The organism is Corynebacterium amycolatum SK46, from assembly GCF_000173655.1.
In the GTDB taxonomy this organism is placed as follows: domain Bacteria; phylum Actinomycetota; class Actinomycetes; order Mycobacteriales; family Mycobacteriaceae; genus Corynebacterium; species Corynebacterium amycolatum_A.
Map to the genome: position 1 here is coordinate 91,907 of NZ_ABZU01000005.1, position 24,453 is coordinate 116,359.

The following is a 24,453-nucleotide window of genomic DNA, read 5'->3' on the forward strand; positions in this document are numbered from 1 at the left end:
GAATTTTCTGTTGCTTTGCAATTTTCTTTCCCTTCGACCCCGGGTCGATAACCCTGTACCCCATTTTTTTGGAGCTTTTACCGTGCCAACTCGCCGTCGCATCAATGCCCCGTCGATGGGCCGTCGCACCTTCCTCTATGGACTGGCAGCTACTGCTGCCGCAGCTCCGCTAGCAACATGGGGCATTCGCCAGGCCCCTACCCTGGTTGAAAGCCCTGGCGTAGGCCCCATCGCGGCCAAGATTTCAACATCGCCGCTGGTTGACGCTGTCACGATGATGATTGACGACGCGGCCGTCGGCACGCATGCCATTACCGATGCCCTGCACCCGCTTCGCGGATTCGTGAAGGACATCACCCGCGACGAACCGTTCTCCCAGTTCGCTCTGACCTGGCCGGGCGACGACAATCTGCAGCTCTACGTTCGCGCCGAGCGCGAAGACGGCAGCTTTGGCCCGTGGTTCCACGCTGATTCGCACGGCCCGATGAATAACTCCGGACAGTCGGGTACCGAGCTGCTGTTTGTTGAGCCCACCCGTCGCGTGCAGGTGTCGACTGTCGGCCTGAACCTCCTCGAAGGCCTGGATCCCCGCAACATCATTGGTATCGACAACCTTGACCCCGCCACTATCGGCGGTTCCCTGCAGGACCTCGTCAGCGCTACGGCCGCGTTGTCCCTCAACGCTGTCCAGGCAGTTTTCATCGACGGCGTAGAGCAGGTCGGCGAGGTTATTCAGCCAGTTGCGTACGAGTCGTCGATTGCCGGTGCGCCAAATGTAATTAGCCGTGCAGCATGGGGCGCAGATGAGTCCATCCGCAGCGGTTCGAGCTCCTACAGCACCTTCAAGGGCACGTGCATCCACCACACCGCGGGTTCCAATAACTACTCAGAGTCCCAGGGGCCAGCCATTGTCCGCGGCATTTACGCCTACCACGCAAAGACGCTGGGCTGGGGCGATATTGGCTACAACGCGTTGGTCGATAAGTACGGCAACATCTACGAGGGCCGCTACGGCGGCCTGGACAAGAACATCGAGGGCGCACACGCAGGTGGCTTCAACAACGGCACCTTCGGCATCTCGGTGATGGGCAACCACGATCAGCTGGAGATTCCGGATGCGGCTGTCACTGCACTCGGCGAGATGGTCGGCTGGCGTATGAAGGTCGGCGGCGTCGATCCGATGTCCACCGCCGCGCTGACCAGCGCCGGCTACTCGAAGGCACGCTACAGCTCCGGCCAGACCGTGAACCTCCCGGCTATCTTCGGTCACCGCGACACCGGCTACACCTCGTGCCCGGGCAACTTCGGCTACCAGCAGATGGATGCCATCCGCGCTGCAGCCAAAGCCAAGTTTGATGGTGCCGGTGGAGCAGATATCGCTGGCCGCTCGACGGATCCGAACAACCAGGACGGAGAGGCCGCCAGCATTCCGCCGATTCCGGGCACCGGCGAGTCGGGCGACAACGGCGGTTCCCTCGGAAACGTGGAAACGCCCACGCCAGGCGAGGTTGTTGGTGAGTTTCTAACTGATTCCCTGCCAACCAACCCTGCCGAAGCTACGCAGGCCTGGTTCGCACCCCAGAACTAAGTCCCCCGCTTATCCAATCCAGGCATGACCACATCGCATTTGTGGTGTAGCACCAGATTTTCGTAATCACCCAGGAGTTATTACCGTGTTTAGTCGCCGCCGCATCAATCGCCGCGCAGGTGCCAAGCAATCCTTGGTACTCGCTGCCGTGGCGACCCTTGCCCTGACACCCGTTGCCGTTGTCGGTGCAGGTGCCGCTTATGACCTCATCGAGGAAAACGGCGCCGGTCCCATCGACCCAATCGTCCAGAGCAAGTCGCTTGCAGACAGCGTCTCCGTTCTCGTTGAAGACGCAGCAATCGCAACGCAGTCGCTTGTCGACGAGGCTCACCCCAACCGTGGTGTCGTCAAGGAAATTACCTCCGATACGGAGTTTTCCCAGTTTGCGCTGACGTGGGCCGGTGACCCTGATATCGCCAGCTTCGTCCGCGCCGAGCGCGCCGACGGCTCCTGGTCCGACTGGTTCAGCGTTGACCCGGACTACCCCGCTGAAGGCAATGGCAACGGCCTGAACGGAACGGAGCTCATCTACATCGAGCCAACCAAGCGTGTTCAGGTTTCCACCCACGGACTCAATATCTTCGGCCCGGGTTCCGGCGTGGATCTGAAGGACATCAAGGGCGCTGAGAAGTTGGATCTGTCCAAGCTCAACCTCGACGAGATTAATGCTGAGGGCGCAAAGAAGGCCGTGGAGGATGCAAAGGATTCCGCTACGGATGCGGCCAAGGATGTCGCCGAGGCCGCTTCCGACTACCAACAAACTCCGGATGCAGCTCCTGGGGACGCACTCGATGACCCGACTGCTCCGAGCGCTAACGACGCTGCAAATCTGGACTCGCCGAACCTCCCAGTGAAGTGGACGGACATCGAGCCGGTCGCCGATGAACTGCCGATCGACCAGGTCGATGCGGTGCTAATCGACGGCCAAGCTGCTGCATCCGGCATCGACCCAATTGTGGATGCCAAGAATGTCACGGGCATGCCGAAGGTCATTACCCGTGCCGGCTGGGGCGCCAACGAAAATAACCGCTGTAAGGGCGCAGACTACGACAGCAAGCTTGTCGGTGCCACCGTGCACCACACCGCTGGTTCAAACAACTACACCGAGAGCCAGTCCGCTGGTATCGTCCGCGGCATTTACCAGTACCATGCACAGACTCTGGGCTGGTGCGACATCGGATACAACGCACTTGTCGACAAGTACGGCAACATCTACGAGGGCCGCTACGGTGGGCTGGATAAGAATGTCCAGGGCGCACACGCAGGTGGCTTCAACACCGGTACTTTCGGCATCTCCATGATGGGTAACTACTCTTCGGTTGCTCCCAGTGAGGCTGCGCTGAACTCGGTGGGCAATATGATTGGTTGGCGCCTGAAGGTCGCCGGCATCAAGCCGACCGGCCAGATTCAGATGACTTCGGGTGGCACCAGCTACTCCAAGTATGGATACGGTAAGCAGGTCACTCTGCCGACAATCTTCGCGCACCGCGACGTTGGTAACACCACCTGCCCAGGTGATGCTGGCTACGCCCAGATGAGCAAGATCCGCTCGATTGCCGAGAAGAAGTACAACACCCTCACCAGCGGAAAGATTGATAATGAGGGCCCCGACGGCTTAATCGATCTCCTCGTTCCGCAGGATGAAAAGGACGATAAGACCGCAGAGGACACAGACTCGCAGTCGACCGAATCGACCACGTCGAGCTCTACTACCTCGACCACCTCGGCATCCACGGGCACGTCCACGACCTCGTCCTCCGAGAAGTCCTCGAGCGCATCGAGCACCACTTCGTCGACAACGTCGAGCTCCGACTCGACCACCTCGGGTACTTCGAATACCTCGGAGCCAACCGACGCCACGAACACCAGTGACACTGCTACGGCTGACTCCTCCGCACCGTCGGCAAGCGAGCAGAGCAACTCCTCCTCGCCGAGCGCATCCGACGAGCAGCAGAAGGCACAGGCTCTGGAGACAGTCTCGGGTGCACGTTCGATGCTGGCCTCGGCGCTGGGCATGCTCGGTGCACCGGGCCTGGGACAGACCGCCGATGCGATTCTGGGGGCCGTTGGACGCTCGATTGAAAACGGCCCGTCGATTGCTGACCTGCCGGTCCTGATTGACCAGATCATCACTATCAATGAGCAGAACGACCTGGCTGCCGAATGGCGCCAAGTTTCCGAGGAAATGGGCTCCGTTCTCGGTTACGCAATGTCCGGTATCCAGAGTGGTTCTACCGTGGCGAACAATGCTGGCCAGGCCGATGCCCTGCGCTACGTGAAGTTCTCCAACGGCGTAATCACCGACTCCGACACCACCGGTGCTCACGCTATCTGGGGCAAGATTGCTGATGAGTGGGCCCGCCAGGGCTTCGAGGTCGGCAAGCTGGGTGCTCCGACGAAGACCCAGGTGGTCGATGGAAACATCGAGCGCGCTGAGTTCCAGAACGGTTCAATCACCTTCGACCGCACCACCGGCGAAGTCAAGACCGAGCTGAAGTAAACGCTGCAGTAACCCTGAAGCAGACGCTGTCGAGCGCTGGGTGAGCTAGCTGGCGCGGGGAAAACCTCGAGGCTAGCTAGAACCAGCGCTCCAGCACGCGAGCAACACCGTCATCATCATTGGTGGCGGTGATTTCGTCTGCAATCTCCTTGACGTTGTCAGCCGCATTGCCCATGGCCACACCCGTGCCCGCCCACGACAGCATCTCGATATCGTTCGGCATGTCACCGAAGCAGACCACATCTTTCGCGGTCGCTCCGACCAGTTCAGACACGTATTCCAGCCCGGCGCGCTTAGTCACGCCCGGCGCGGACACCTCCAACAGCCCGTCCGGCATGGAGTAGGTCACGTGCGCCAAGCTCGCGTCAATTGCGGGGGCGACCAGCTCATATAGCTGCGCACTGTCCACATCTGAGTTTCGCAGCAAGAGTTTCGTCGCGGGTTCCGACAACACGGCCTCTTCAGCAAGCTCACCGTGCTCATCCGATTCCCACGCATGGTCATAGGACGGCGCCACCACAAAAAGCTCATCGATGGCATCATTCGCCGACGTCCCAGCGCGCTCTGCCGCAATGCCGATTCCACCGATGGATCGCGCCGCTTCACGCGCATGCTTGACGACGTATCGCAGCGTCTCCGGCTTCAGTGTGTTGGCGGCAACCACTTCATCACGGCCGGAGTCATAGACCACCGCACCATTGGCGCATACACACAGTGGCTGAACCGGCAGCTGCTCGAGCACTGGTTGCAACCACCGAGCCGGCCTTCCCGTAGCCAGCACCAACGGGGTTCCGCGGCGTAGCATTCGCGTGACGGCCTGTCGCAGGCGGGGAGTTACCCGCTCCCGCGAGTCAATGAACGTCCCGTCAATATCCGAAGCTACGAGAAGAGGATGTAGTCTCTCGGTCACGGCGAACTACTTGCCGTCCTCGCTGTTGTCATCTTCACCGTCATCGCAGAACCGGTCGTGCAACAACTGCAGCGTTGCGGCTACTCCCCCATGTTCGACAGTGTCGATTACCCAATCCGCGTTCTTCAGCAGGGACCAGTCCGCATCAGCCATAACTACCGGCATGCCGACACGCTGTGTGGCTTCCTCAAAGTTCGAGCGACCGGCAAAAAGAATCGCAGTTTCTTCCTTGCGAGCCTGCTTGCGCAGCGTGCTTACCACCGCATTTGTGACGTCCAGCTTGCTGGCGCCCTCCGGAAGCTCCACGACCTGCAGGTCAACCGACTCCAAAGCCGATAGATTCGGCTTATCTCCCGGTTCGTGCAGAACAACGATTGTGACTCCGGCATCGCCGAGCTGCTGCAAGGCCTTCATGGTTTCTTCGCTGATATTGCCCGCGTCGTCGGCAAGCGATGCGGGGTAATCGAAGATAAACGTCTCCGGCTGAGCGGTGATGAGCCTGTTCAAGCGCTGTGGAAGCTTGTCGCGAATCATCATCGACTGGCCGATAAGACGGTAAACGGTCTGCTGCGTCTGTTCGACTCCGGAGGCGGAGGCCTTCTCTAGCTGCACGTACGCTTCGCGGAACGTCACGCGCATCGAATCCGTGGCGGTGCGCACGGACTCCTTGCTCTCCTTGGCACCGGCGACAACATCATCAGCCATCTGTTCCACAGACTGACGGAACTGCGCCAACAAGGCGGCCGTCTGTTCCCTTCGGCGAGCAGACTCCGCGCTCATCGTTTGCGAGGCATCGAGGAACTGCTGCCTGGTCTGATCGCCGAATTCACGCGCCGACTCGGCTAGCTTTTCCTTGAATGCTGCCAGATCACCGCGCAAATGACGGATGCGCTGACGCTCTTCTTCGACCTTGAGGTCTTCGGACTGAGCATCTTCGAACGTCGGTGCGCCACCACCGAGCCGAGCCGGTACCCAGTAGGCACCCTTGGGCAGTGGGCCTTCTTCAGCTGCGTACTCGTCCCAGAGCTGACGAACCCCCTGATCCATAATTTCGTGCAGTTTTTCAGTGGCTTCCACCGGATCCCCCTCCGGGTGCCACGGCGGCAAAACCACCATATGAATTGGGGTATTGCTGCGGCCAAGGTGCTTGGGATGCCCCTTGGTCCATACCCGCTGAGATCCCACAATTAACACAGGGATAATCGGTTTTCCGGTGCGCTGTGCCATACGCACTGCGCCAGACTTCAAATTCTTGACCTCGAAGCTGCGCGAGATCGTCGACTCCGGGAAGATACCTACCAGCTCGTCATTTTCCAGCTTCTTGCACGCCTCCTCGAAGGACTTGGAGCCGTCGGTGCGGTCAACCGGAATGTGCCTACAGGCACGCATGATTGGCCCCGCGACTGGATGGTCAAAGACCTCCTTCTTCGCCATAAAGCGCACATAACGGCGGTACTTACGGAATGGAAGACCGACATAGGTGAAGTCCATATATCCGGTGTGGTTAGTAACCAGAACGGCGCCAGACTTCTTTGGCACGTTTTCCCAACCCTTAACGGTGAACTTCAAACCTTGGGCAAAGAAGACGGTGCGCGCCAATCCGATTATGGCGAAATACACAGGATCCTTGAACATGACTTTTACTCTACAATCTTTCGCACCCCTTAGCGGGGCAATAAGCACCGGTATCTGATACTCGGACAAATTGGCCGTTACAGGCCATTAGTCATGTGTAAATCCGAGTATGTCCCTCAATTGCCCGGCAGTGCGCACACCGCTTACCTGGTAAGTGCCTGCTAGCCATTTTTACCACCCCCATTCCGGGGAGTATGGACACCTGATTACTTTTGCCATAAAAGCAGTGAATCGCCATTAAAATAACCTTCTACCTGCAGGAACTTAGACAACATTTTAGTTAGCACCCTCTTGGCTTCTTAGCCCGTTATTTATATCTACGTAACCGTAGGTTGGCGCTTACAAATTGATGCTTTTTTGGTAGCGTGAGCCGTGAGCCGAGAAATTCTCTTCGACGAAAAATCAACACCCTCCACCGGGAAGGATTGGAAATTGTGTCCTCTTCATCTCTCGCCCCATCTGCAGTTCTGAACAAAGAACAGCATGAAAAGACCTGGGAAAAATTCGGTACTGAGCAGTACGACGTCGTAATTATCGGCGGCGGTTCTGTAGGCGCTGGTGCCGCGCTCGATGCTGCTACCCGTGGTTTGAAGACTGCGGTCATTGAAACTCGTGACTTCGCGGGCGGCACCTCCAGCCGCTCCTCCAAGATGTTCCACGGCGGTCTGCGCTACCTGCAGATGTTGGACTTCCGCTTGGTAGCTGAATCCCTGCGCGAGCGCGAACTGTCCATGTCGCATCTGGCACCGCACCTGGTTAAGCCACTGCGCTTCGTCTTCCCTCTGACTCACCGCGTATGGGAGCGCCCATTCATGGCATCGGGCTTCTTCCTTTACGACGTCATGGGTGGCGCCAAGCAGGTTCCGATGCAGAAGCACTACTCCCGCAAGGGAACTCTGAAGCAGGCTCCGGGCCTGAAGGAAGATGCTGTGGTCGGCGGCGTTCGCTACTACGACACTCTGGTTGACGACGCCCGTCACACCATGACTGTCCTGCGCACCGCCGCTCACTTCGGCGCTGACGTCCGCACCTCCACTCAGGTTGTCGACTTCGTGAAGGAAGGCGAGCGCATCGTTGGCGCGAAGCTCCTCGACACCGACACCGGCGCTACCACCACCATCCGCGGCAGCGTTTTCGTCAACGCCACCGGCATTTGGTCCGATGAGATTGAGAAGCTGGCCGGTGTTACGGGCAAGTTCCGCGTCCACACCTCCAAGGGCGTCCACATTGTTATTCCGAAGTCCGCTCTCGAGGGCTCTGTGGCAATGACCTTCGTGACCGAGAAGTCCGTCCTGTTCGTCATCCCGTGGGGTGAGTACTGGATTATCGGCACCACCGACACCGACTGGACCATGAACCTGGCCAACCCGGCAGCTACCCGCGCTGACATCGACTACATCCTCGATCACGTCAACGCCAAGGTTCGCCGTCCAATTACTTACGACGACATCGTCGGTGTCTACTCTGGTCTGCGTCCACTGGTGGAAGGTGATTCCGACTCCACCACTAACCTCTCCCGCAACCACGCTGTCGCCCACGTGGCCCCGGGCATGGTCTCCGTCGCAGGCGGTAAGTACACCACCTACCGAGTCATCGGCGCTGACACGGTTGACGCTGCTGTCCAGGACATCCCGCGCAAGGTACCGGAGTCCGTCACTGCAGATGTTCCGCTGCTCGGTGCTGACGGCTATCACGCACTGAACAACCAGAAGCCAGAGTTGGCCAAGCAGTTCGGCATCACCGAGAAGCAGGTCGATCACCTTCTTAACCGCTATGGCTCCCTCATCTACGAAGTGCTGGCTCCCGCAGCCGAGGATAAGTCTCTGCTCGAGCCACTAGAGGCTGCCGAACAGTACATGCGCGCTGAGGTTCTCTACGCAGTTACCCACGAGGGCGCTATGCACCTTGACGACATTCTGGAGCGTCGCCTGCGTGTCTCCATGGAGTACGCACACCGCGGCGTAGACAGCGCCCGTGCTGCAGCAGAGCTGGTTGCTCCTGCTCTGGGCTGGGACAAGGAAACGATGGAGAAGGAAATCAAGGTCTTCATCGAGCGCGTCGAAGCAACTCTGGCAGCTGAGCATGAGCTGACTGACAAGGCCGCTAACGAGATTGCCTCTCACGCAGTGGAGACTCGCGCGGACGTCGACGTCAGCCTCGACCGCTAACTCATTCCCCATCTCCCCAGGTGGCCATACTAGGTTGTTCTTGAATGGCCACCAGCGCAGTAACTAAGACGTAATTTGTTGCTTCGCGCAAAACGCGGTCTCGCACTTCATGGGGGTTGATGGGCCGAAATAAATAGTGCCGGCGAAATGTCAGTTCTCGCCGGCATTTCTTCTACCCGAAGAATTCGACGTTGCAAGAATCATCGTGACCCGGCACGGTTACGACTCACAGAGAGTTTTACATCTCATGGAGACAATCACAGGATCCCAGGCATTCCTCTGGGAATTTTTCGGAACTGCAATTCTGATCCTTCTAGGTAACGGAGTTTGTGCCGCTATCAACCTGCGGACAACCCGCGCCGCAAATGCAGGTTGGTTAGGCATTGCTTTCGGATGGGGTCTGGCCGTTTTCGCTGGCGCCTCAATCGCTGACGTATCCGGTGGCCACCTAAACCCAGCGGTAACAGTCGCTTTGGCATTCGATGGCACTGTGGGATGGAATCTGGTCCCGTATTACGTCACTGGTCAGCTGCTCGGCGCATTTGTCGGCGCTATCCTCGCATGGGCTGCATTTAAACAGCTTTTCGATGCCAATGGTGTCGATGACAACGGCAATCCGACCAACGCTAATGCTGAAACTGGTGGCAACTTTTTCACTGCACCGCTTCATCCAAACAACTTCTGGAATGCCGTCACCGAGTTCCTTGCGACGTTCGTTCTGCTCTCATTCATCCTGTTCGGCCCCACCGGGGGCGAACTTGGTCCACTGAAGTACTTCGGTGTCTCGTTCATCATTGTGTCGATTGGCCTATCCCTGGGTTCCCCGACCGGATACGCCATCAACCCCGTTCGTGACCTCGGCCCCCGCCTGGCCTACGCTTTCGTCCTTCCGATTAAGGGCAAGGGCGATGCAAACTGGTCTTACGCCTGGGTTCCGATTGTTGCTCCAATGTTGGCTGCCGTTGCCACAGGCGCCCTTGCTCTTGCCATCTGATAACGGGAGCATGAGAGCAAACGCACAATAGAATAGCGCACGACTGAAAACTCACATCTACACACAATTTCGCTAGGAGTATCCCCCATGATGCACAGCAAATACGTCCTCGCCATTGACCAGGGAACTACTTCCACCCGCTGCATCATCTTCAACCATGAAGCAGAAATCGTCACTGTTTCTCAGATGGAGCACAAGCAGATTTTCCCAGAAGAGGGCTGGGTCGAGCACGACGCTCAAGAGATTTGGACGAACACTAGGCGCGTAGTCAGCGAGGCTCTCGCAGACCTCGACCTGCCTTCTGAGGATGTTGAAGCAATTGGCATCACCAACCAGCGCGAAACCACTGTCGTCTGGGATAAGAACACTGGTGAACCCATTTACAATGCCATCGTCTGGCAGGACACCCGCACCAATACAATCTGCAAGGAACTCATGGGAGATGAGGGGCCGGATCGCTGGCGTGAGACCACGGGCCTGCGTATCAACTCTTATCCAGCCGCACCGAAGGTACGTTGGATTCTTGACAACGTAGAAGGTGCCCGCGAAAAGGCCGAAGCTGGTGACCTGCTCTTCGGTACGATTGACACCTGGCTGCTGTGGAACCTTACCGGTGGCGCAGAGGGCGACAACGGCGAAGCTGCAATCCACGCAACCGATGTCACCAACGCTTCTCGCACTCTCTTGATGGATCTCAAGACTCTGGAGTGGGACGAGGACATTTGCCGAGAGATCGGTATTCCGATGTCGATGCTGCCGGAGATTCGACCGTCGGTAGGCGACTTTGGACGCGTCCGTGCCCGCGGTTCCCTTGCTGGGCGGCCGATTACTGGCATCCTCGGCGACCAGCAGGCCGCCATGTTCGGTCAGGGATGCTTCAACGAAGGCGACACCAAGAACACCTACGGCACCGGCCTATTCATGCTTATGAACACCGGCGAGAACCCGAAGTGGTCCGAGCATGGTCTCATCTCCACTGTCTGCTACCAGGTCAAGGATGAGAAGCCTGTCTACGCTCTCGAGGGTTCTGTCTCCATGGGCGGGGCACTTGTCCAGTGGCTTCGTGACGAGCTGCAGATGATTCCAAATGCCGCTTCCATCGAGAACAAGGCAAAGAGCGTCAAGGACAACGGTGGCGTGTACATCGTGCCGGCCTTCTCCGGTCTCTTCGCTCCCCGCTGGCAGCCAGACGCCCGTGGCGTCATCGTCGGTCTGACCCGCTTTGTCAACCGCAACCATATCGCCCGCGCTGTGTTGGAGGCTGCTGCTTACCAGACCCGTGAGGTTCTCGATGCCATGGTTGCAGAATCCGGCACGGACATCACGACGTTGAGCGTTGATGGTGGCATGACCATGAACGAGTTCCTCATGCAGTTCCAGTCTGACATCCTGGACGTAGCAGTCACGCGTCCGAACAATATCGAGACCACAGCGCTTGGCGCCGCCTACGCTGCCGGTCTTGGTGTTGGATTCTGGTCCAGCCTGGATGAGGTTAAGGCCCACATCACAATTGACAAGAAGTGGCGTCCGAAGATGGAGGCCGAAGAGCGCGATCGCCTGTTCCACCAGTGGAACCGTGCCGTTGAACGCACCTACGGCTGGGTCGAGGATACCGATGCTGAGGAGGCGCCGAAGCCTGAATAAGTCCTCGTAAGAGCCTAAAAATGGTTCGGAAAACCTATCCGGTTTTCCGAGCCATTTTTATTATAAATTCAGTGCTTGTTTGTTATAATAAAATTATTATAACTACCATCCACTCCTCAATTGAAAACAGAAAAGAGCAATCATGCGTCGCGCATCGATTTTCACTGCGAGTGTGACCACCGCCCTGACTTTGGCCCTGGCCACCCCGGCAGCATCAGCAGCCCCAACGGATTTCATCAAGAACCCGCTGGAACCAACTCCTGACCCGCAGTCCACTGCAATGGTCGAGCTGCCAACCACCCCAGCACCGACCACCACTGTTGACGGACGCCACGTTACGGTCACCGACGGCTACATGACCTCACAGGATGGTAAGGGCACCCAGATCTACTGGAAGTCCAACACCATCCCGAATGCCAAAGCCACTGTCGTCGTCGTGCATGGCGCTGCAGAACACCTGGGTCGCTACGAGTGGGTAACCGGCAAGCTGCTGAATGCCGGCTACAACGTCTACCGCATTGACCACCGCGGGCACGGCCACTCGGGCCAGGTCGAAGGCACCCCAGTTGCCCGTGGCCATATTGATGATTTCCACTCGCTTGTCGATGACCTGCACATGCTCGTCGAAAAGGCCAAGGCGGAGAACCCGAGCACGAAGACCTTCCTGCTCGGCCACTCCATGGGTGGATTGGCTGTGGACTTCCACGGCATCAAGTACCCAGGCTCTGTCGATGGCATTATCGCCAATGGTGGCGGTGCTCTTTTCAACCCCTACGGCGGCACGGAGAAGGGCGAAACCATCACTCCAGAAGCCATGACCGATGTCCAGCGCGAGGCGCAGCCGACGATTTACCAGCGCCTGCCGTTCCAGGACATGACCACATTCAACGCTCGCATGCTCAAGGAAGTGCCGAACCGCACTGAGATGCGCGTGCCGTCGCTACCCGGCAGCGACTTGATTCAGGTTGGCAACCCGCTGGGCGCGAAGACGTCTTCTTCCCAGACAGTGCGCGACGAGTACGAAACCGATCCGTACAACAACTCCAAGCTCTCGCTCGGCATGGCTCAGCAGATGGCTTTTGCCGCCACCTACAACGGCACCAACTCCGTCGACTTTGTTGAGCCAACTCTGGTCATGATGGGTGGCCAGGATGAGATTGTGCCGCCGTTCTTCTCACGCGACTGGTACAACGGCATCTCGTCCACCGATAAGCAGCTGATTGAGTTCGAAGGCCAGTTCCACGAGACCTTCAACGAGCCAGCACAGCACCAGGCCATTGCGACGGCTATTGCCTGGCTTGATGCGCGCATCTAATTGAACGCTAAATAGGAACAGAACCACTTCCCAGCAGTTACGAGTTCTTCATAGAGCTAACCCGGTGGAATGAGGGGCGATTGTCTTCTGACAATTGCCCCTCTTTTTCTTTGCCCTGTTCTCTACCCACTATATAGACGTGTAGTACTTGGCAATACAAACTACTGCGCGTATAGTTGGCATTACAAGGTACTTGGTATAGGAAATATTCTGCCCGGGCAGATTCCTCCATACCGCCGGAAAGAAAGCACAACGCAATGGCCAAACGTCCACAAACACAACTGAAGAAAGGGGTACTTGAGCTCGCCATTCTCAAGCTGATTTCTCGCGAAGAACTCTATGGCGCGGCACTCGTCGCAAAGCTCAACGCCTACCCCCACCTCAGCGCACCCGCGGGAACCGTCTACCCCCTGCTCTCGCGGCTGACCACCAACGGCTTGATCAGCAATCGCTGGGAGGAATCCCCCAAGGGACCGCCTCGCAAGTACTACTCGCTGACTGATAAAGGAAAGCAAACACTCACGCAGCTACATCAGGACTTCATCGATCTATCCGCCGACATGACCGCACTATTTTCCGAGGAGCCCCAATGAACACCTACCTCACCGCCATTGACCACAAACTGCGCGAAATCGGCATATCGCACGCACAACGCAAGGCGATCATCGCCGAGCAGAAGAGTCTTCTGCAAGAGCTTAACGACGTCCACGCGGACCTGACCGAAGAGCTGGGAACGGCGACCGACTACGCAAATTGCGTAGCCGAACAGGTTGGTGAACCAAGCACCTTGCGCAGGTACCTCTCCAAACCGCTTCGGGTATTTACCAAAAGCGGTCGCGCTTCCCTGTGGAACATGGACGACCCGCGGATCCTCCAACCTCACCTGTTGGGTTTTGGCTGGTCTATCAACTGGGCCGCAGTAGCGACCAAGCTGGGGATTGTCCGACCGGACGATATTGACGGTGAGGTTATCTCTGAAATTCCAGCTCGCGCAATGCAGGCGACCGCTTTCCTCCCCGCGGCCGTGACGGTTGCGCACGGCGTCGCACTGGCTATGTCCTGGAAGCAGTTGCCTGCAGAAGTCCACACAAAATGGAAGCTAAACGGCGAGGCAGTTCAGAAGACAGCACCGAAGGAAACTCTGCTTCTTCCCTTCGTGGTTTCTACGGCCGGGGCTGGACTTTCAGCTGCTTCGCTGCTCAAGGCAGATGACCGCGAAGATACTCTGCGCGTTGCGTCTCTAGGCGCGCTCGCAAGCACAATTACATCATCGCAGCTGATTGGCGTTCTCACGGAGGAAAACTCCAAGCTCAATCCAGCACTTGTGCGAGCTGGCGTTGCCGTGGCATCGGTCGCGGCTTCGGCCGCATGCCTTGTCCTTCCTCTCTTCGCTGGACTGAAGGCTACGTGGAAGAAAGCTGGGGTGGCCTAAATCATGGTGCAGGAGACATCAGCAGGTGAAAGACTCATCAGAAAGATTGTTGTAATCCGAATGTTGTAAACAACCTCTACCACCTCGAGTGAGGCTATCCCCCTGGTTCAGGTGTGTTTTCGGTTGTGTTTTCGGTTGTGTTTCTACACTCAACCTTCCCGGTGTTTTTACCTTCTCAATCCCCCAATTAATTTTTTAGCGCAATTACACGACTCACGCCCGAAAAAGCCACTTCACGACACCTATGTCACCTCGTGCCAGCTGTGGAGGTGGCATGAGGTGACATAGGTGTCGTGAAGTCGCGGATGAGCTGGGGCGGGGCCGCACCTGCTTAACCGGCTCGCTTAACCGGCTCGAGAACTTCCTTGCCCATCATGAACGGACGCAGGGCTTCCGGAATCACCACAGAACCATCGGCCTGCTGGTGGTTTTCCAAAATGGCGACCAGCCAACGCGTCGTGGCCAGCGTGCCATTTAGGGTGGCGCAGTACTGCGACTTGCCGTCGGCATCGCGGTAGCGGGTCTTCAAACGACGAGCCTGGAAAGTCGTGCAGTTAGAAGTCGAGGTCAACTCACGGTAGGTGTTCTGCGTCGGCACCCAAGCCTCAGTATCGAACTTGCGGGCAGCCGATGCACCCAAGTCACCACCAGCGACATCGATGATGCGGTACGGCACCTCGACCGCGGCTAGCATCTCGCGCTCCATGTTCAGCAACTTCTGGTGCTCTGCCTCCGCCTGCTCCGGCGGGCAGTAGGAGAACATCTCCAGCTTGTCGAACTGGTGCACGCGCAGGATACCGCGAGTGTCCTTGCCATAAGAGCCCGCTTCACGACGGAAACAGGAAGACCAACCCGCGTAGCGACGCGGCCCCTCCGACAGGTCAATAATCTCGTTGGAGTGGTAGCCGGCCAGCGCGACTTCCGAGGTACCGACCAGGTATAGGTCATCTTCCTGCAGGTAGTAGATTTCATCGGAGTGCGCGCCAAGGAAGCCAGTACCCGCCATGGTCTCCGGACGAACCAGTACAGGAGGCACCATCAGCTGGAAGCCATTCTGAATTGCCTTCTGAGCAGCCAGGTTCATCATGGCCAGCTGCAGCATGGCACCGTAGCCGGTCAGAAAGTAGAAGCGGGAACCGGAGACCTTGACGCCGCGCTCCATATCAATAAGACCCAGCGACTCACCGAGGTCCAGGTGGTCCTTGGGCTCAAAGTCGAACTGTGGAATCTCACCGATTTCCTCCAGCACGACAAAGTCATCTTCGCCGCCGGCGGGCGCACCCGTAACGATGTTGCCAATCAGGTACTGCAGGCGCTCGACCTCAGCCTCGGCTTCCTTCTGCTCCGCTTCGGCTGCCTTCACGGCGTCGGAAAGCTCCTTGGCCTTCTCCAGCATGGCCGGGCGCTCTTCCTTCGACGCCTGACCAATCTTCTTACCGAAGCCCTTCTGCTCCGAACGCAGCGCGTCGGTGGAGGCAATAACCTCACGGCGCTTAGCGTCAGCTTCCAGCAGCTGATCGACCAATGCCGGGTCCTCACCACGGGTGCGCTGGGACTCGCGGGCTACTTCAGGGTTTTCGCGGAGAAATTTGAGATCAATCACGTCCCCTAGAGTACCTGGTTTACGTCGATAAGCAGGTACGCGCGGGTTAGAGCGCCGCTTCCGCTCCTGAGGCGACCAGCAGCGCGCCGAGGACGAGGAAGATTGCGCCGGCGACAGTGTCAATCCACGGTCCTGCCAGCACCATTCGCTTGACGACGGCATCCGTCGACACCACGATTGCGATAAATAGGAAGAAAGCGATTTGGGAGACGATTAGCACCAACGTACAAAGCACGAGCGTCCCCACAGATGCGCCCGCGGGAATGAACTGTGAAAGCACTGCCGTGAGGAAGAGAACAATCTTCGGGTTCGACATGTTGGTGAAAAAGCCCTGGCGGAACGTCGCCTTCGGCGACCGGAGCGCCTCGCTTCCCAGCGCTGGTGCGGCACCGGCACGCAGTTCACGGAGGGTATTGATGCCTGCCTTGGCCATACTGATGCCCATGTAAATGAGATAACAACCACCGACAAGCTGAATTGCCCCCATCAGCAGGGGATTTGCTGTGATGACAGCTGCGAATCCAAATACTGTAAGCGTGATCCAGATAGCGGCTCCAGTGCTAATACCCGCTACTGCCGCGATGGCGTGCTTACGGGATTTAGTGGCAAGACGCAGAATAAGGAAAAGATCCGGCCCTGGTGAGGCCATTCCTAGAATGTGGACGCCCAGCAGGCTGAGTAGTGCAGTCCAGGTCAAGACTCGTGTCCTCGGGTAGCGAACAAATACCGGACTATTGTAGTGCTTGAAGTTATTGAGCAAACTCGGAGCGCAAACTCGGGCAGAGCGTTACCTTGTCCACAGGCTCATTGGCGGTGCACAATGGGGTCACTATGGCTGATGACAATATGAACCAGGATCGCGAGCACGCTGCCGCCACAAACACTGACTCCGGTGCAGGTACTGGCGCAGATGCCAGCGCTGGTGCATCCTCCGCAGCCAGCAACGATGCCAACGCTTCCCGTAACTCGCGTGGAAGCTGGGGAATGCGTGCTTTGTCGACGGCAATGCTGGTTGGCGCCGCGGGCATGGCATTCGCTCTACAAGCGGGGGTCATCGAGCCACCGAGTGGGCCACTTGGGGGCAAGGACTCGTCGGCAAGCGCGTCATCGTCGACAACGACGACCATCGTCGACAAGGAGACAACGGCGTTCACCAGCGCAACCGCGGGCAACTGTCTGGACTGGAATCTGGCAGAAGATTTGAATGTTTCTGACTTCCGCGTCGTGCCCTGTGAGCAGCCGCACGCTTATGAGGTCGCCAAGAAACTGAACCTCGCCGATTACGAGGAACATCCGGGGCAATACGCAAAAACTGCCAACTACCCGACAGCGGACAATTTGGTGGCTCTGCAAAATGGCGTATGCCGTAACACTGTGACTGAATACCTGGGCGGCCAGTACGATCCAGACGGTCGATTTATCACGGCGCCGATCATTCCTTCGCCTAGCCAGTGGGAAAAGGGTGACCGAACCTTCCTGTGCGGTATCCAGGTTGTCGATGAAGACGGCAACACGGCGCACATGTCCGGCCCTGCGGCCGGGCAGGACCAGTCCCGCGTGTTCGAGGGTGGTCGCTGTGTGACATTGGACGAAAACGGCGCCATCCGCCAGGTGCCGTGCGTGGAGGATCACCTGATGGAGTCGACGGGAATTGTCAATCTCCGCGACCATTTCGGTGACAACATCCCCACTGACCAGGAGCAAAATGATGTGCTCGCGGAACAGTGTGTGACTCTCGCGCAGAATTACCTCGGTGGTGACGACCCGCTGTATAACTCAACGCTGTTGCCATTTTGGACGTCACTGTCGCAGGAGTCGCTCAATGCTGGCTCGCGCAGTGTGAACTGCTGGTTGATTAAGGACAATGGCCAGGGCGGGTTCTCCACTCTCAACGGCCACGCTAACGAGTCCTTCACTATCGACGGCCAGCCGCCCGTGGCTCCGCCACCGCGCAATCCGCTGCGGGAGGAGCAGGGTGACTCTGGCGCTGCCGCTGGCGCTGGCACAGGCGACGTCGGTGAGGTCGGTGCCGACGGTACTGGTGCAGAAGCAGGCGCTGTGGATAACGCAGTCGCTCCCGCAGGACAGTAGAACAACAGGACATTGCAAGGCAGCACCATAAATGGTTGACGTTAGCCCGGATCGGTTCGATGCACTTGTCGATGAGGCCATCGACCGCATCCCCACGCAGTTTCTCGACCAGCTCGATCAGGTCATCATCCAGGTCCACCCGTATAACCTCGACGAGCCCACACTGCTGGGACTCTACGAGGGCATTCCTCTGACCGAGCGTTCTAACAACCACTGGGGTCCGCCTGACCAAATCAGCCTGTATCGCGACATGCTCTGCCGCATCAGCCGCACCGAAGAGGAGCTGGTGGAGCAGATTCGGGTCACTCTCCTGCATGAGATCGGGCATTATTTCGGCCTCGAGGAGGAAGATCTGGACCGTCTCGGCTACGGATAAGTTTGTCCCGCCGTGCACGGTCTCGTTCCTCTCGGCTTCTTCACAGCAGATTTCTTCCCTGTAGCCTTAATAACCATGAGCGACAACTCGAGCGAGAAGCCAGAAATCAGGGTCGGCGATAGGGAGCGCAACGCTGCCATGGAGCGTCTCGGCAATCATTTCGCTGACGGCTACTTGGATATCAATGAGTTTTCCAAGCGCACCGAAGCTGCCGCAGTCGCTAAAACCCGCGCCCAGCTGCAAACACTCTTCGCAGATCTGCCCGCTGAGACATCCCCCGAGAGTTCACAGGGCACCCAGGCTAAACTGCAGCACCAAAGTGTCGATCAAGAGCTGCAGACTCTGATGAAAAAGGGCCGTCAGCTCAACATTGTTGACTCTGCTGCAGGCGTCATCGTTTGTGTCTCTATCGTTCTGATGCTATTCACCGATATCGACAACGCGTGGTTCGGCTTCGTCGCCGCTGCGGCCGTTGCCCTCATTGGACGCGCCGCCTTGAACATCAACAATGACGAAGAAGAACTCCTCAACGAAATCAACGAAGAGGAATCCAAGCGTCGCACGGAACGCCTACGCCTGGCAGCGCAGAAGCGCCGCGAGATTCAGGAAGGCCAGCAATAACGGCCAGCGGTGACAGTCGCCGCCCAGCTGCCTGTCTAAGGCAACTCGCTGTCGCCCCAGCGACGCACATCCCACATTCCCGGCTCAATGCCGGCACACTTGCCGACGGCCGCTGCGTTCGGAACCAGCTCAATTCGCTCGGTATTGGCAATGCGGTGTCGCAGTGCGTATTCCGGATCCACCCCGGTCAGATACTGCCCAATCAGACGAATAGCCGCGCCGTGGCTGACAATGACGACATCCTTGCTGCCGCCCTCCCTGGACTCCCTGGATTCACTACCTGTCGCCCCTACCTGCTCCAGCAGCTGCTGTAGCGTCGACAGGTAACGATTCAGCACGTCAGCACCGGATTCACCGCCGGGAAGTCGGTACTCCAGTTCCCCATTGAGCCACTGGTAGAAGGCGCGCATGTACTCCATGTGCGCATCGCGATCATTGCGCCCCTCGAGGTCGCCGGCCTGAATCTCGTGGAGACCACCCTCATGGCGGATGCGAACGGAAGTCTCTCCCAGGTGGTGCAGACTTGCGACCGCGCCTGCACCAGTTTGGCGCGCACGCAGGGCATGGGATGTGACAATGTCACCGATTCTGTGGACGTCGGGAAGCAAAAGACGTCCCAGACTGCGCGCCTGCCTCACGCCGAGGTCGGTGAGCGGTGCGCCCGGCAATGCGGTATCCAGGCGGCGGTTGATGTTGCCGGTGGTCTGCCCGTGGCGGATGAAAATGATGCGCTGGGAATCAACCGGCATGACAGATTCAGGGCGGTCTGGGCGGTCATCGAGGAAAGGCAGCTGTCCAACTGGATTTTCGGGCGCGGCGGGTGTCATGTTTTACCTTCGTCCTTCCTTGAGCGCGTCGACCCACTCAATTGACTGGGAGATATCCGGAGGCGGGGTCATAATGCTGCGGCGACCGCCCTCAGCGACCGGCCAAGATCCCAGATAGCGCAGATCTTCGGCGTATTCGTGCAGTGCCGCGAGAGCCGCCGCAACCTGTGCATCATCAACGTGACCGTTGCAGTCAATGTAGAAGCGATAGAGGCCGAAGAGCTCTCGAGTCGGCCGCGACTCGATGCGGGTGAGGTTGACCTGTCGCACTGCGAACTCATTCATGGCGCGCATCAGTGTGCCGGGCTGGTTCGGCAGCGTGAAGGAGACCGAGGTGCGGTCGGCACCGGTGCGCGGCGTCGGCACGCCGGGGCGCCCCACCAGCAGGAAACGGGTCCGGGCACCGCGCACGTCGGCGACCTCGGTGGCCAGCGCCTCAAGTCCGAGCAGCTCACCCGCGCGGGCCGGGGCAGCGCAAGCGTCATGGGTACCCTCGGCGACCTGGTGGGCCGCCGCTGCATTGGAGCTGGCCTGATGAACTTCCACGCCCGGAAGGTTGGCGTCCACCCACTGTTTGACCTGCGGATACGCCACGGGATGTGTTGTAAAAGTACGCACCTGTTCCGCCGTCGTACCGGGACGGACCAGGATAGAGAAGACCACCCCGACCTCGGTTTCACGGAAAACCTGCAGCTCCGGCCCAGCAGCGAGGGCATCAAAAGTTGGTGTGACGGGACCGTCCACGCTGCTTTCGATAGCCACGCAGGCAAAGTCCGCTTCCCCTCGGCGCACGGCTCCAAGCGCGGCCGCAGGGCTATCCACCGGCACCGCATTGACCGCGGATTCCCCTGCCGGATCAATCTCGCCAGCACGCGCCATGTCCCACAGCGCCTGCTCGGTGAATGTGCCCGCAGGACCCAAATAAGTAACCGTCGTCATAAGCTCAGACTAGAGGGCTTCTACACTTATTGCATGACCTCTTCTTCCGAGATGCCCGCCCGCGCCCTCACTGAAGCCGTGCGCAGTGGCGCAATCTCGGTATCGGAAATCGTTTCGGAATTCGCCACGCTTGCCGACGACGCCGCGACCAATCCCGCCCGTTTCGGTATTGCCACGTCCTTGGCCGAGCACGCTGTCGACCGCGCACGCAGCCTCACTGCTCAATCAGAGATCTCCCGGCGCGCTAGCCACGGCCTCCCGCGTGACCTCCTGGGACTGCCAGTGGCAATCAAGGATCTATTCACCATCACCGGTGTCAAATGCACGATGGGCTCCGCCAACTTGGCTTTCACCGCCACCGAAACCTCGGAACCCGTGGCGAAACTTCTGGCTCGCGGCGCCATCCTCACGTCGACTACACACACCTCCGAGGTTGGGATGACGGCCTACACCGAGCCGATTGGCTACCCGGCTCCGGAAAACCCCTATTTCGCCGCGCCCAATCAGCTGTCCAATCAGCCGGATACCACGCCACGCACTCCCGGTGGTTCCTCGGGCGGCAGCGCGGTGGCTGTCGCAACTGGTGTCGTTCCCGCAGCTCTGGGCTCTGACGGTGGCGGTTCCATCCGTGTGCCCGCCGCCTGCTGTGGCCTCGTTGGGTTGAAGCCAGCGCATGATATTGCGGGTGGAAATCTCTCCACGCCCGCCTTCCTCACTCGCACAGTCGATGACGCAGCACTGCTGGCCGGGGTGCCACTTTCCGCAACTCCGCATGCTTTCCGACGGTCCCAGCGTCCCCTTCGCATCGGTGTCACTGTCAGCCCTTTTCATGCTGAGGTGGACGTCGATAAGCGATGGGCAAACGGTGCGTGGGCGGCGGCTGACCGTCTTGCCGACGCCGGGTACGACGTGGTGGAAGTGCCCAGCCCCTACGATCCGGCAGGTCCGGACGTGTTCGAGATTTTTCGACGGACCATCACGCGAATGGCCACGAAATTGCCGCGCGCGGACTACTCCGAGATCGTGGAGTGGATTCGCGCCTGTGGCCAGGAGATTTCTACAGCGGAGGCGGCGGCGACGCATCAGCAGCGGATGGCTCTGCCCGGCGCGATTCGGTCGCGTTGGGAAGTCGATGCGGTGATTACGCCAACGCTGGCATTTGATCCGCCGCGTATTGGGCACTTCTCTGCGTTGGCGCCGTGGGAGGACTTTGACGAGCAAACCCGGTGGACACCGTGGTTGTCGCTGTGGAATCTGACTGGGTGGGCAAGCGTGTCCGTGCCAATTGCTGTGCTGGACACTAGCGGCAGTACGCCCAATGCGAAGCTCCCCGCCACCAGTGTCAACATCGGTGCGGTGCGCTGCGGCGAGGCAGAGCTACTGGAGATGGCTAGCGTGCTGGAGGCTTCTAACGCCAGCTAGCGCACGTACTTCGCCGCCATTGCCGCCGCCTGTCCGGCGTATCCGCCACCAAATAGCACCGCGTGCATGAGCACGGCGTAGAGCTGATGGAGTTCGCAGCTCTCGGCGAAATCCGGCAGGGGATGTACGGACTCGTAACCACGCAAGATCTCGTCGAAGTGGGTTGCCCCGAATAGCGCCAGCAGTGCCAAATCCTCCTCGCGGGTTCCGCCGTGCGCCGCGGGGTCAATCAAAATCGCGCCGTCTGCATCCCACATGAGGTTTCCCCACCACAGGTCACCGTGGACACGCGCAGCGTCTGGCTCATTGTCGAAATCTCCAGCCAAGAGCCGGTCAATGAGCTGGTCAAAGATATCTAGCTGACGGTTATTGTAGGAGCTTTCCAACTTTCCCAGCGCGGGCAGTAGACGCCCTTTCGCCCAGTATTCACCGAAGGTCTCCCGTGGAGTCAGGTCCATCTGCAGTGGCTGATCCAGTGGACCGAAGTAGCCGTGCCCTTCCCACCCATCGGGGCCGGCACCCCAGCCAGCAGCGCCCAGATTGTGGGTAATGGCCAACGATTTTCCGAACTCGTACGCCGCCTGTGGATTCGGCGCCGTCGACTCGATTCGACGCAATTCCAGCGCATGCCCGCTCACGCCCAGCACATCCACTACGCGCGCACCGCCGTCAGCTTCGCCCTCGCGCAGCCAACCCAGCCCCGCTGCCTCACAGGCGAAGAAATCCCGCGGGACACCATGTCGGCTCTTGACATAAACATCCGACTCGTTGACTGCACGTTCGTTGTTCTGGTTCATTGCGGACATATTTCCAGCATATTCTTCTTCGTTCCCGACCCCTTTCAGCACGTCGCATGCAGGGTAACGCCAGCGCTACCAAGACTTGTATTGCTGTCTCGGTTCTCTTAGTGCACTGTCGTTGCCTATTCTTTATTGGTATGGAAGGCAACTTCGACGACTCGCGCATTGCCCGCGACCGATACGGTAGGCCGCTTAAAGATCGCTATGGCCGCCCCATCTACCGCCGTGTGGACGAGGCGTCGCCGAAGCATACCCGCCCCCGTGAGGCCGATTCGCGTGGCGCTTCACGACGCCCCATCCCGCCCCGTTCCGACCGCCCATCTAGGGCAGGGGCAGCCCGCCCAGCGCCTATGCCTCCGCGCAGGTCTAGGCCGCAACCGGAACGTCGGCAGGCGCCACTGAACGAAACCCGCATTGAGTCCCGTCCACCGATGAACCGGGTCGGTAGCGGCCGCGCTGGCAGCGATCCGCGGTTTCCTCCACCCGGATATAACCCGGATGCGGATTTCCAATCTTCCTCGCAGGGTTCGTCACAGGACTACTACAGTGCCCCACAAGCAGTGAGTTCTGGCCGTGGTGGACGCCGTGGCAGTCGTGGCGGCGTCAGGTCTGGGTTCCGCATGCCACGCATGCGGCTGCCACGCTTGCGCTTTAAATCCATCATCCTGCTTCTCGTCATCTTCCTTGTCGTCACGATGGCACTTGTCGACATCCGCCTGACCAGGGTCGATGCGTTCTCAGGTCTGGAAAATCGCCCTGCCAATACGCTGTCCTCCAACTGGTTGCTCGTCGGTTCGGACTCTCGTACGGGCCTGTCAGAGGAAGATGCTGCAAAGCTGTCGACGGGCAGTGGTGATTTCGGCCAGCGCACCGACACCATCATGATTGCCCACATTCCGGCGTTCGGTGAGCCGAAGTTGGTCAGTATCCCGCGTGACTCCTTCGTGGATATCCCGGGCAATGACAAGAACAAGATCAATGCGGCATTCGCATTTGGTGGCCCCCAGCTGCTCATCGACACCGTAGAGAAAAACACTGGAATTCACATCGACCACTACGCCGAAATTGGCTTTGGCGGTTTCGCCGGTGTCGTCGACGCTGTCGGTGGCATCGAGATGTGCCCTGAAGAAGCCATCGACGATCCGCTGGCAGGCCTGAATATTCAGGCAGGTTGCCAGAAATTCGACGGCGCGGGCGCCCTGGGTTACGTGCGCACCCGTGCCACCGCCCAGGGAGACTTGGACCGCGTAGAGCGGCAGCGTGAATTCATGGGTGCGCTGATGGGACGGCTGAAATCACCTGCGGTATGGCTCAACCCTTACCGCTGGATTCGCCTGGCCAATGCTGGCACTAAGGCCGTGTTCGTCGGCGATGGTGACCATGTCTGGCATCTGACCTGGCTGATGTTGCGCATGCTCTTCGGTTCCGATTCTCTTACCGTGCCAACCTCAGGCGCCATGGATACCGGTTATGCGGGCAATGTGCTGCTCTGGGACGAAATCGAAGCGCCAGCACTTTTTGCGGAGCTGAGATAACCAAGAGGGTAGCTAAAACAGTTTCAGATAGCTTTCTAGACAACTAACGCGTG

The 24,453-nt window shown here is 58.8% G+C and carries 20 protein-coding genes; 13 read left to right on the forward strand and 7 right to left on the reverse strand.

From position 1 onward, the window contains the following. The first annotated feature begins 82 nt into the window (after positions 1-82). Positions 83-1,588: an N-acetylmuramoyl-L-alanine amidase gene (locus CORAM0001_RS04950; RefSeq protein ID WP_005510426.1), complete on the forward strand. Its 1,506-nt coding sequence runs from the start codon at positions 83-85 to the stop codon at positions 1,586-1,588. An 85-nt stretch (positions 1,589-1,673) separates the two neighbouring features. Continuing rightward, entirely contained in the window at positions 1,674-4,088 is a 2,415-nt protein-coding gene (locus CORAM0001_RS04955; RefSeq protein ID WP_005510536.1) for an N-acetylmuramoyl-L-alanine amidase, read from the forward strand. Between the two features lie 76 nt (positions 4,089-4,164). On the opposite strand, the gene CORAM0001_RS04960 is transcribed toward CORAM0001_RS04955, so the two are convergent. Both CORAM0001_RS04960 and CORAM0001_RS04965 read right to left on the reverse strand, forming a co-directional pair. Beyond that, entirely contained in the window at positions 4,165-4,998 is an 834-nt protein-coding gene (locus CORAM0001_RS04960; protein WP_005510528.1) for a Cof-type HAD-IIB family hydrolase, read from the reverse strand. 6 nt (positions 4,999-5,004) lie between these two features. Further along, entirely contained in the window at positions 5,005-6,633 is a 1,629-nt protein-coding gene (locus CORAM0001_RS04965) for a 1-acyl-sn-glycerol-3-phosphate acyltransferase (RefSeq protein WP_005510553.1), read from the reverse strand. Between the two features lie 434 nt (positions 6,634-7,067). On the opposite strand from CORAM0001_RS04965, the gene CORAM0001_RS04970 reads away from it, so the two are divergent. The 6 genes from CORAM0001_RS04970 (at position 7,068) to CORAM0001_RS04995 (ending at position 14,186) form a co-directional block, all read left to right on the forward strand. Next, positions 7,068-8,801, forward strand: coding sequence for a glycerol-3-phosphate dehydrogenase/oxidase (locus CORAM0001_RS04970; protein ID WP_005510571.1), 1,734 nt, complete (start codon positions 7,068-7,070; stop codon positions 8,799-8,801). Between the two features lie 247 nt (positions 8,802-9,048). Then, complete coding sequence (locus CORAM0001_RS04975; RefSeq protein WP_005510441.1) at positions 9,049-9,795, forward strand: MIP/aquaporin family protein; 747 nt, start codon at positions 9,049-9,051, stop codon at positions 9,793-9,795. Between the two features lie 87 nt (positions 9,796-9,882). After that, on the forward strand, positions 9,883-11,439 hold the full coding sequence (glpK, locus tag CORAM0001_RS04980) for a glycerol kinase GlpK (RefSeq protein WP_005510503.1): 1,557 nt from the start codon (positions 9,883-9,885) through the stop codon (positions 11,437-11,439). A gap of 142 nt (positions 11,440-11,581) precedes the next feature. After that, positions 11,582-12,754, forward strand: a complete 1,173-nt coding sequence (locus CORAM0001_RS04985) for an alpha/beta hydrolase (protein ID WP_005510510.1) — start codon at positions 11,582-11,584, stop codon at positions 12,752-12,754. Positions 12,755-13,011: 257 nt separating this feature from the next. After that, positions 13,012-13,347, forward strand: coding sequence for a PadR family transcriptional regulator (locus CORAM0001_RS04990; protein WP_005510519.1), 336 nt, complete (start codon positions 13,012-13,014; stop codon positions 13,345-13,347). Beyond that, positions 13,344-14,186 carry a DUF5808 domain-containing protein gene (locus CORAM0001_RS04995; RefSeq protein ID WP_005510490.1) on the forward strand — a complete coding sequence of 281 codons (843 nt, stop codon included), beginning with the start codon at positions 13,344-13,346 and terminating at the stop codon, positions 14,184-14,186. Before CORAM0001_RS04990 ends, CORAM0001_RS04995 begins: the two co-directional genes overlap by 4 nt. Before the next feature lie 331 nt (positions 14,187-14,517). Here CORAM0001_RS04995 and serS read toward each other — a convergent pair whose 3' ends face one another. Together serS and CORAM0001_RS05005 are read right to left on the reverse strand one after the other, a co-directional pair. Then, on the reverse strand, positions 14,518-15,789 hold the full coding sequence (gene serS, locus CORAM0001_RS05000) for a serine--tRNA ligase (RefSeq protein ID WP_005510481.1): 1,272 nt from the start codon (positions 15,787-15,789) through the stop codon (positions 14,518-14,520). Between the two features lie 46 nt (positions 15,790-15,835). Then, a complete protein-coding gene (locus tag CORAM0001_RS05005) occupies positions 15,836-16,486 on the reverse strand; it encodes a LysE family translocator (RefSeq protein WP_005510443.1) in 651 nt (216 codons plus the stop codon). 134 nt (positions 16,487-16,620) lie between these two features. Between CORAM0001_RS05005 and CORAM0001_RS05010 the strand changes: the two genes are divergently transcribed. From CORAM0001_RS05010 to CORAM0001_RS05020, 3 genes are all read left to right on the forward strand, one after another. Continuing rightward, positions 16,621-17,880, forward strand: coding sequence for a septum formation family protein (locus tag CORAM0001_RS05010; RefSeq protein ID WP_244261997.1), 1,260 nt, complete (start codon positions 16,621-16,623; stop codon positions 17,878-17,880). 31 nt (positions 17,881-17,911) lie between these two features. Continuing rightward, positions 17,912-18,256 carry a metallopeptidase family protein gene (locus CORAM0001_RS05015; protein ID WP_005510452.1) on the forward strand — a complete coding sequence of 115 codons (345 nt, stop codon included), beginning with the start codon at positions 17,912-17,914 and terminating at the stop codon, positions 18,254-18,256. A 75-nt stretch (positions 18,257-18,331) separates the two neighbouring features. Further along, positions 18,332-18,877 (forward strand): DUF1707 SHOCT-like domain-containing protein, encoded by a 546-nt coding sequence (locus CORAM0001_RS05020; RefSeq protein ID WP_040361225.1) that lies wholly within the window; start codon positions 18,332-18,334, stop codon positions 18,875-18,877. Between the two features lie 35 nt (positions 18,878-18,912). Here the strand turns inward: CORAM0001_RS05020 and CORAM0001_RS05025 are convergent, their stop codons facing one another. Together CORAM0001_RS05025 and pheA are read right to left on the reverse strand one after the other, a co-directional pair. Next, positions 18,913-19,704, reverse strand: coding sequence for a histidine phosphatase family protein (locus tag CORAM0001_RS05025; protein ID WP_005510471.1), 792 nt, complete (start codon positions 19,702-19,704; stop codon positions 18,913-18,915). Between the two features lie 3 nt (positions 19,705-19,707). Beyond that, positions 19,708-20,643, reverse strand: coding sequence for a prephenate dehydratase (pheA, locus tag CORAM0001_RS05030; RefSeq protein ID WP_005510446.1), 936 nt, complete (start codon positions 20,641-20,643; stop codon positions 19,708-19,710). Between the two features lie 33 nt (positions 20,644-20,676). Between pheA and CORAM0001_RS05035 the strand changes: the two genes are divergently transcribed. Continuing rightward, entirely contained in the window at positions 20,677-22,065 is a 1,389-nt protein-coding gene (locus CORAM0001_RS05035; protein WP_005510535.1) for an amidase, read from the forward strand. On the opposite strand, the gene CORAM0001_RS05040 is transcribed toward CORAM0001_RS05035, so the two are convergent. After that, positions 22,062-22,871, reverse strand: coding sequence for a fructosamine kinase family protein (locus tag CORAM0001_RS05040; protein ID WP_005510488.1), 810 nt, complete (start codon positions 22,869-22,871; stop codon positions 22,062-22,064). The two genes, CORAM0001_RS05035 and CORAM0001_RS05040, sit on opposite strands and share 4 nt — an antisense overlap. Before the next feature lie 131 nt (positions 22,872-23,002). Here CORAM0001_RS05040 and CORAM0001_RS10890 point away from each other — a divergent pair, with 131 nt between their 5' ends. Further along, positions 23,003-24,400, forward strand: a complete 1,398-nt coding sequence (locus CORAM0001_RS10890; protein WP_244261998.1) for an LCP family protein — start codon at positions 23,003-23,005, stop codon at positions 24,398-24,400. Positions 24,401-24,453: the final 53 nt, after the last annotated feature.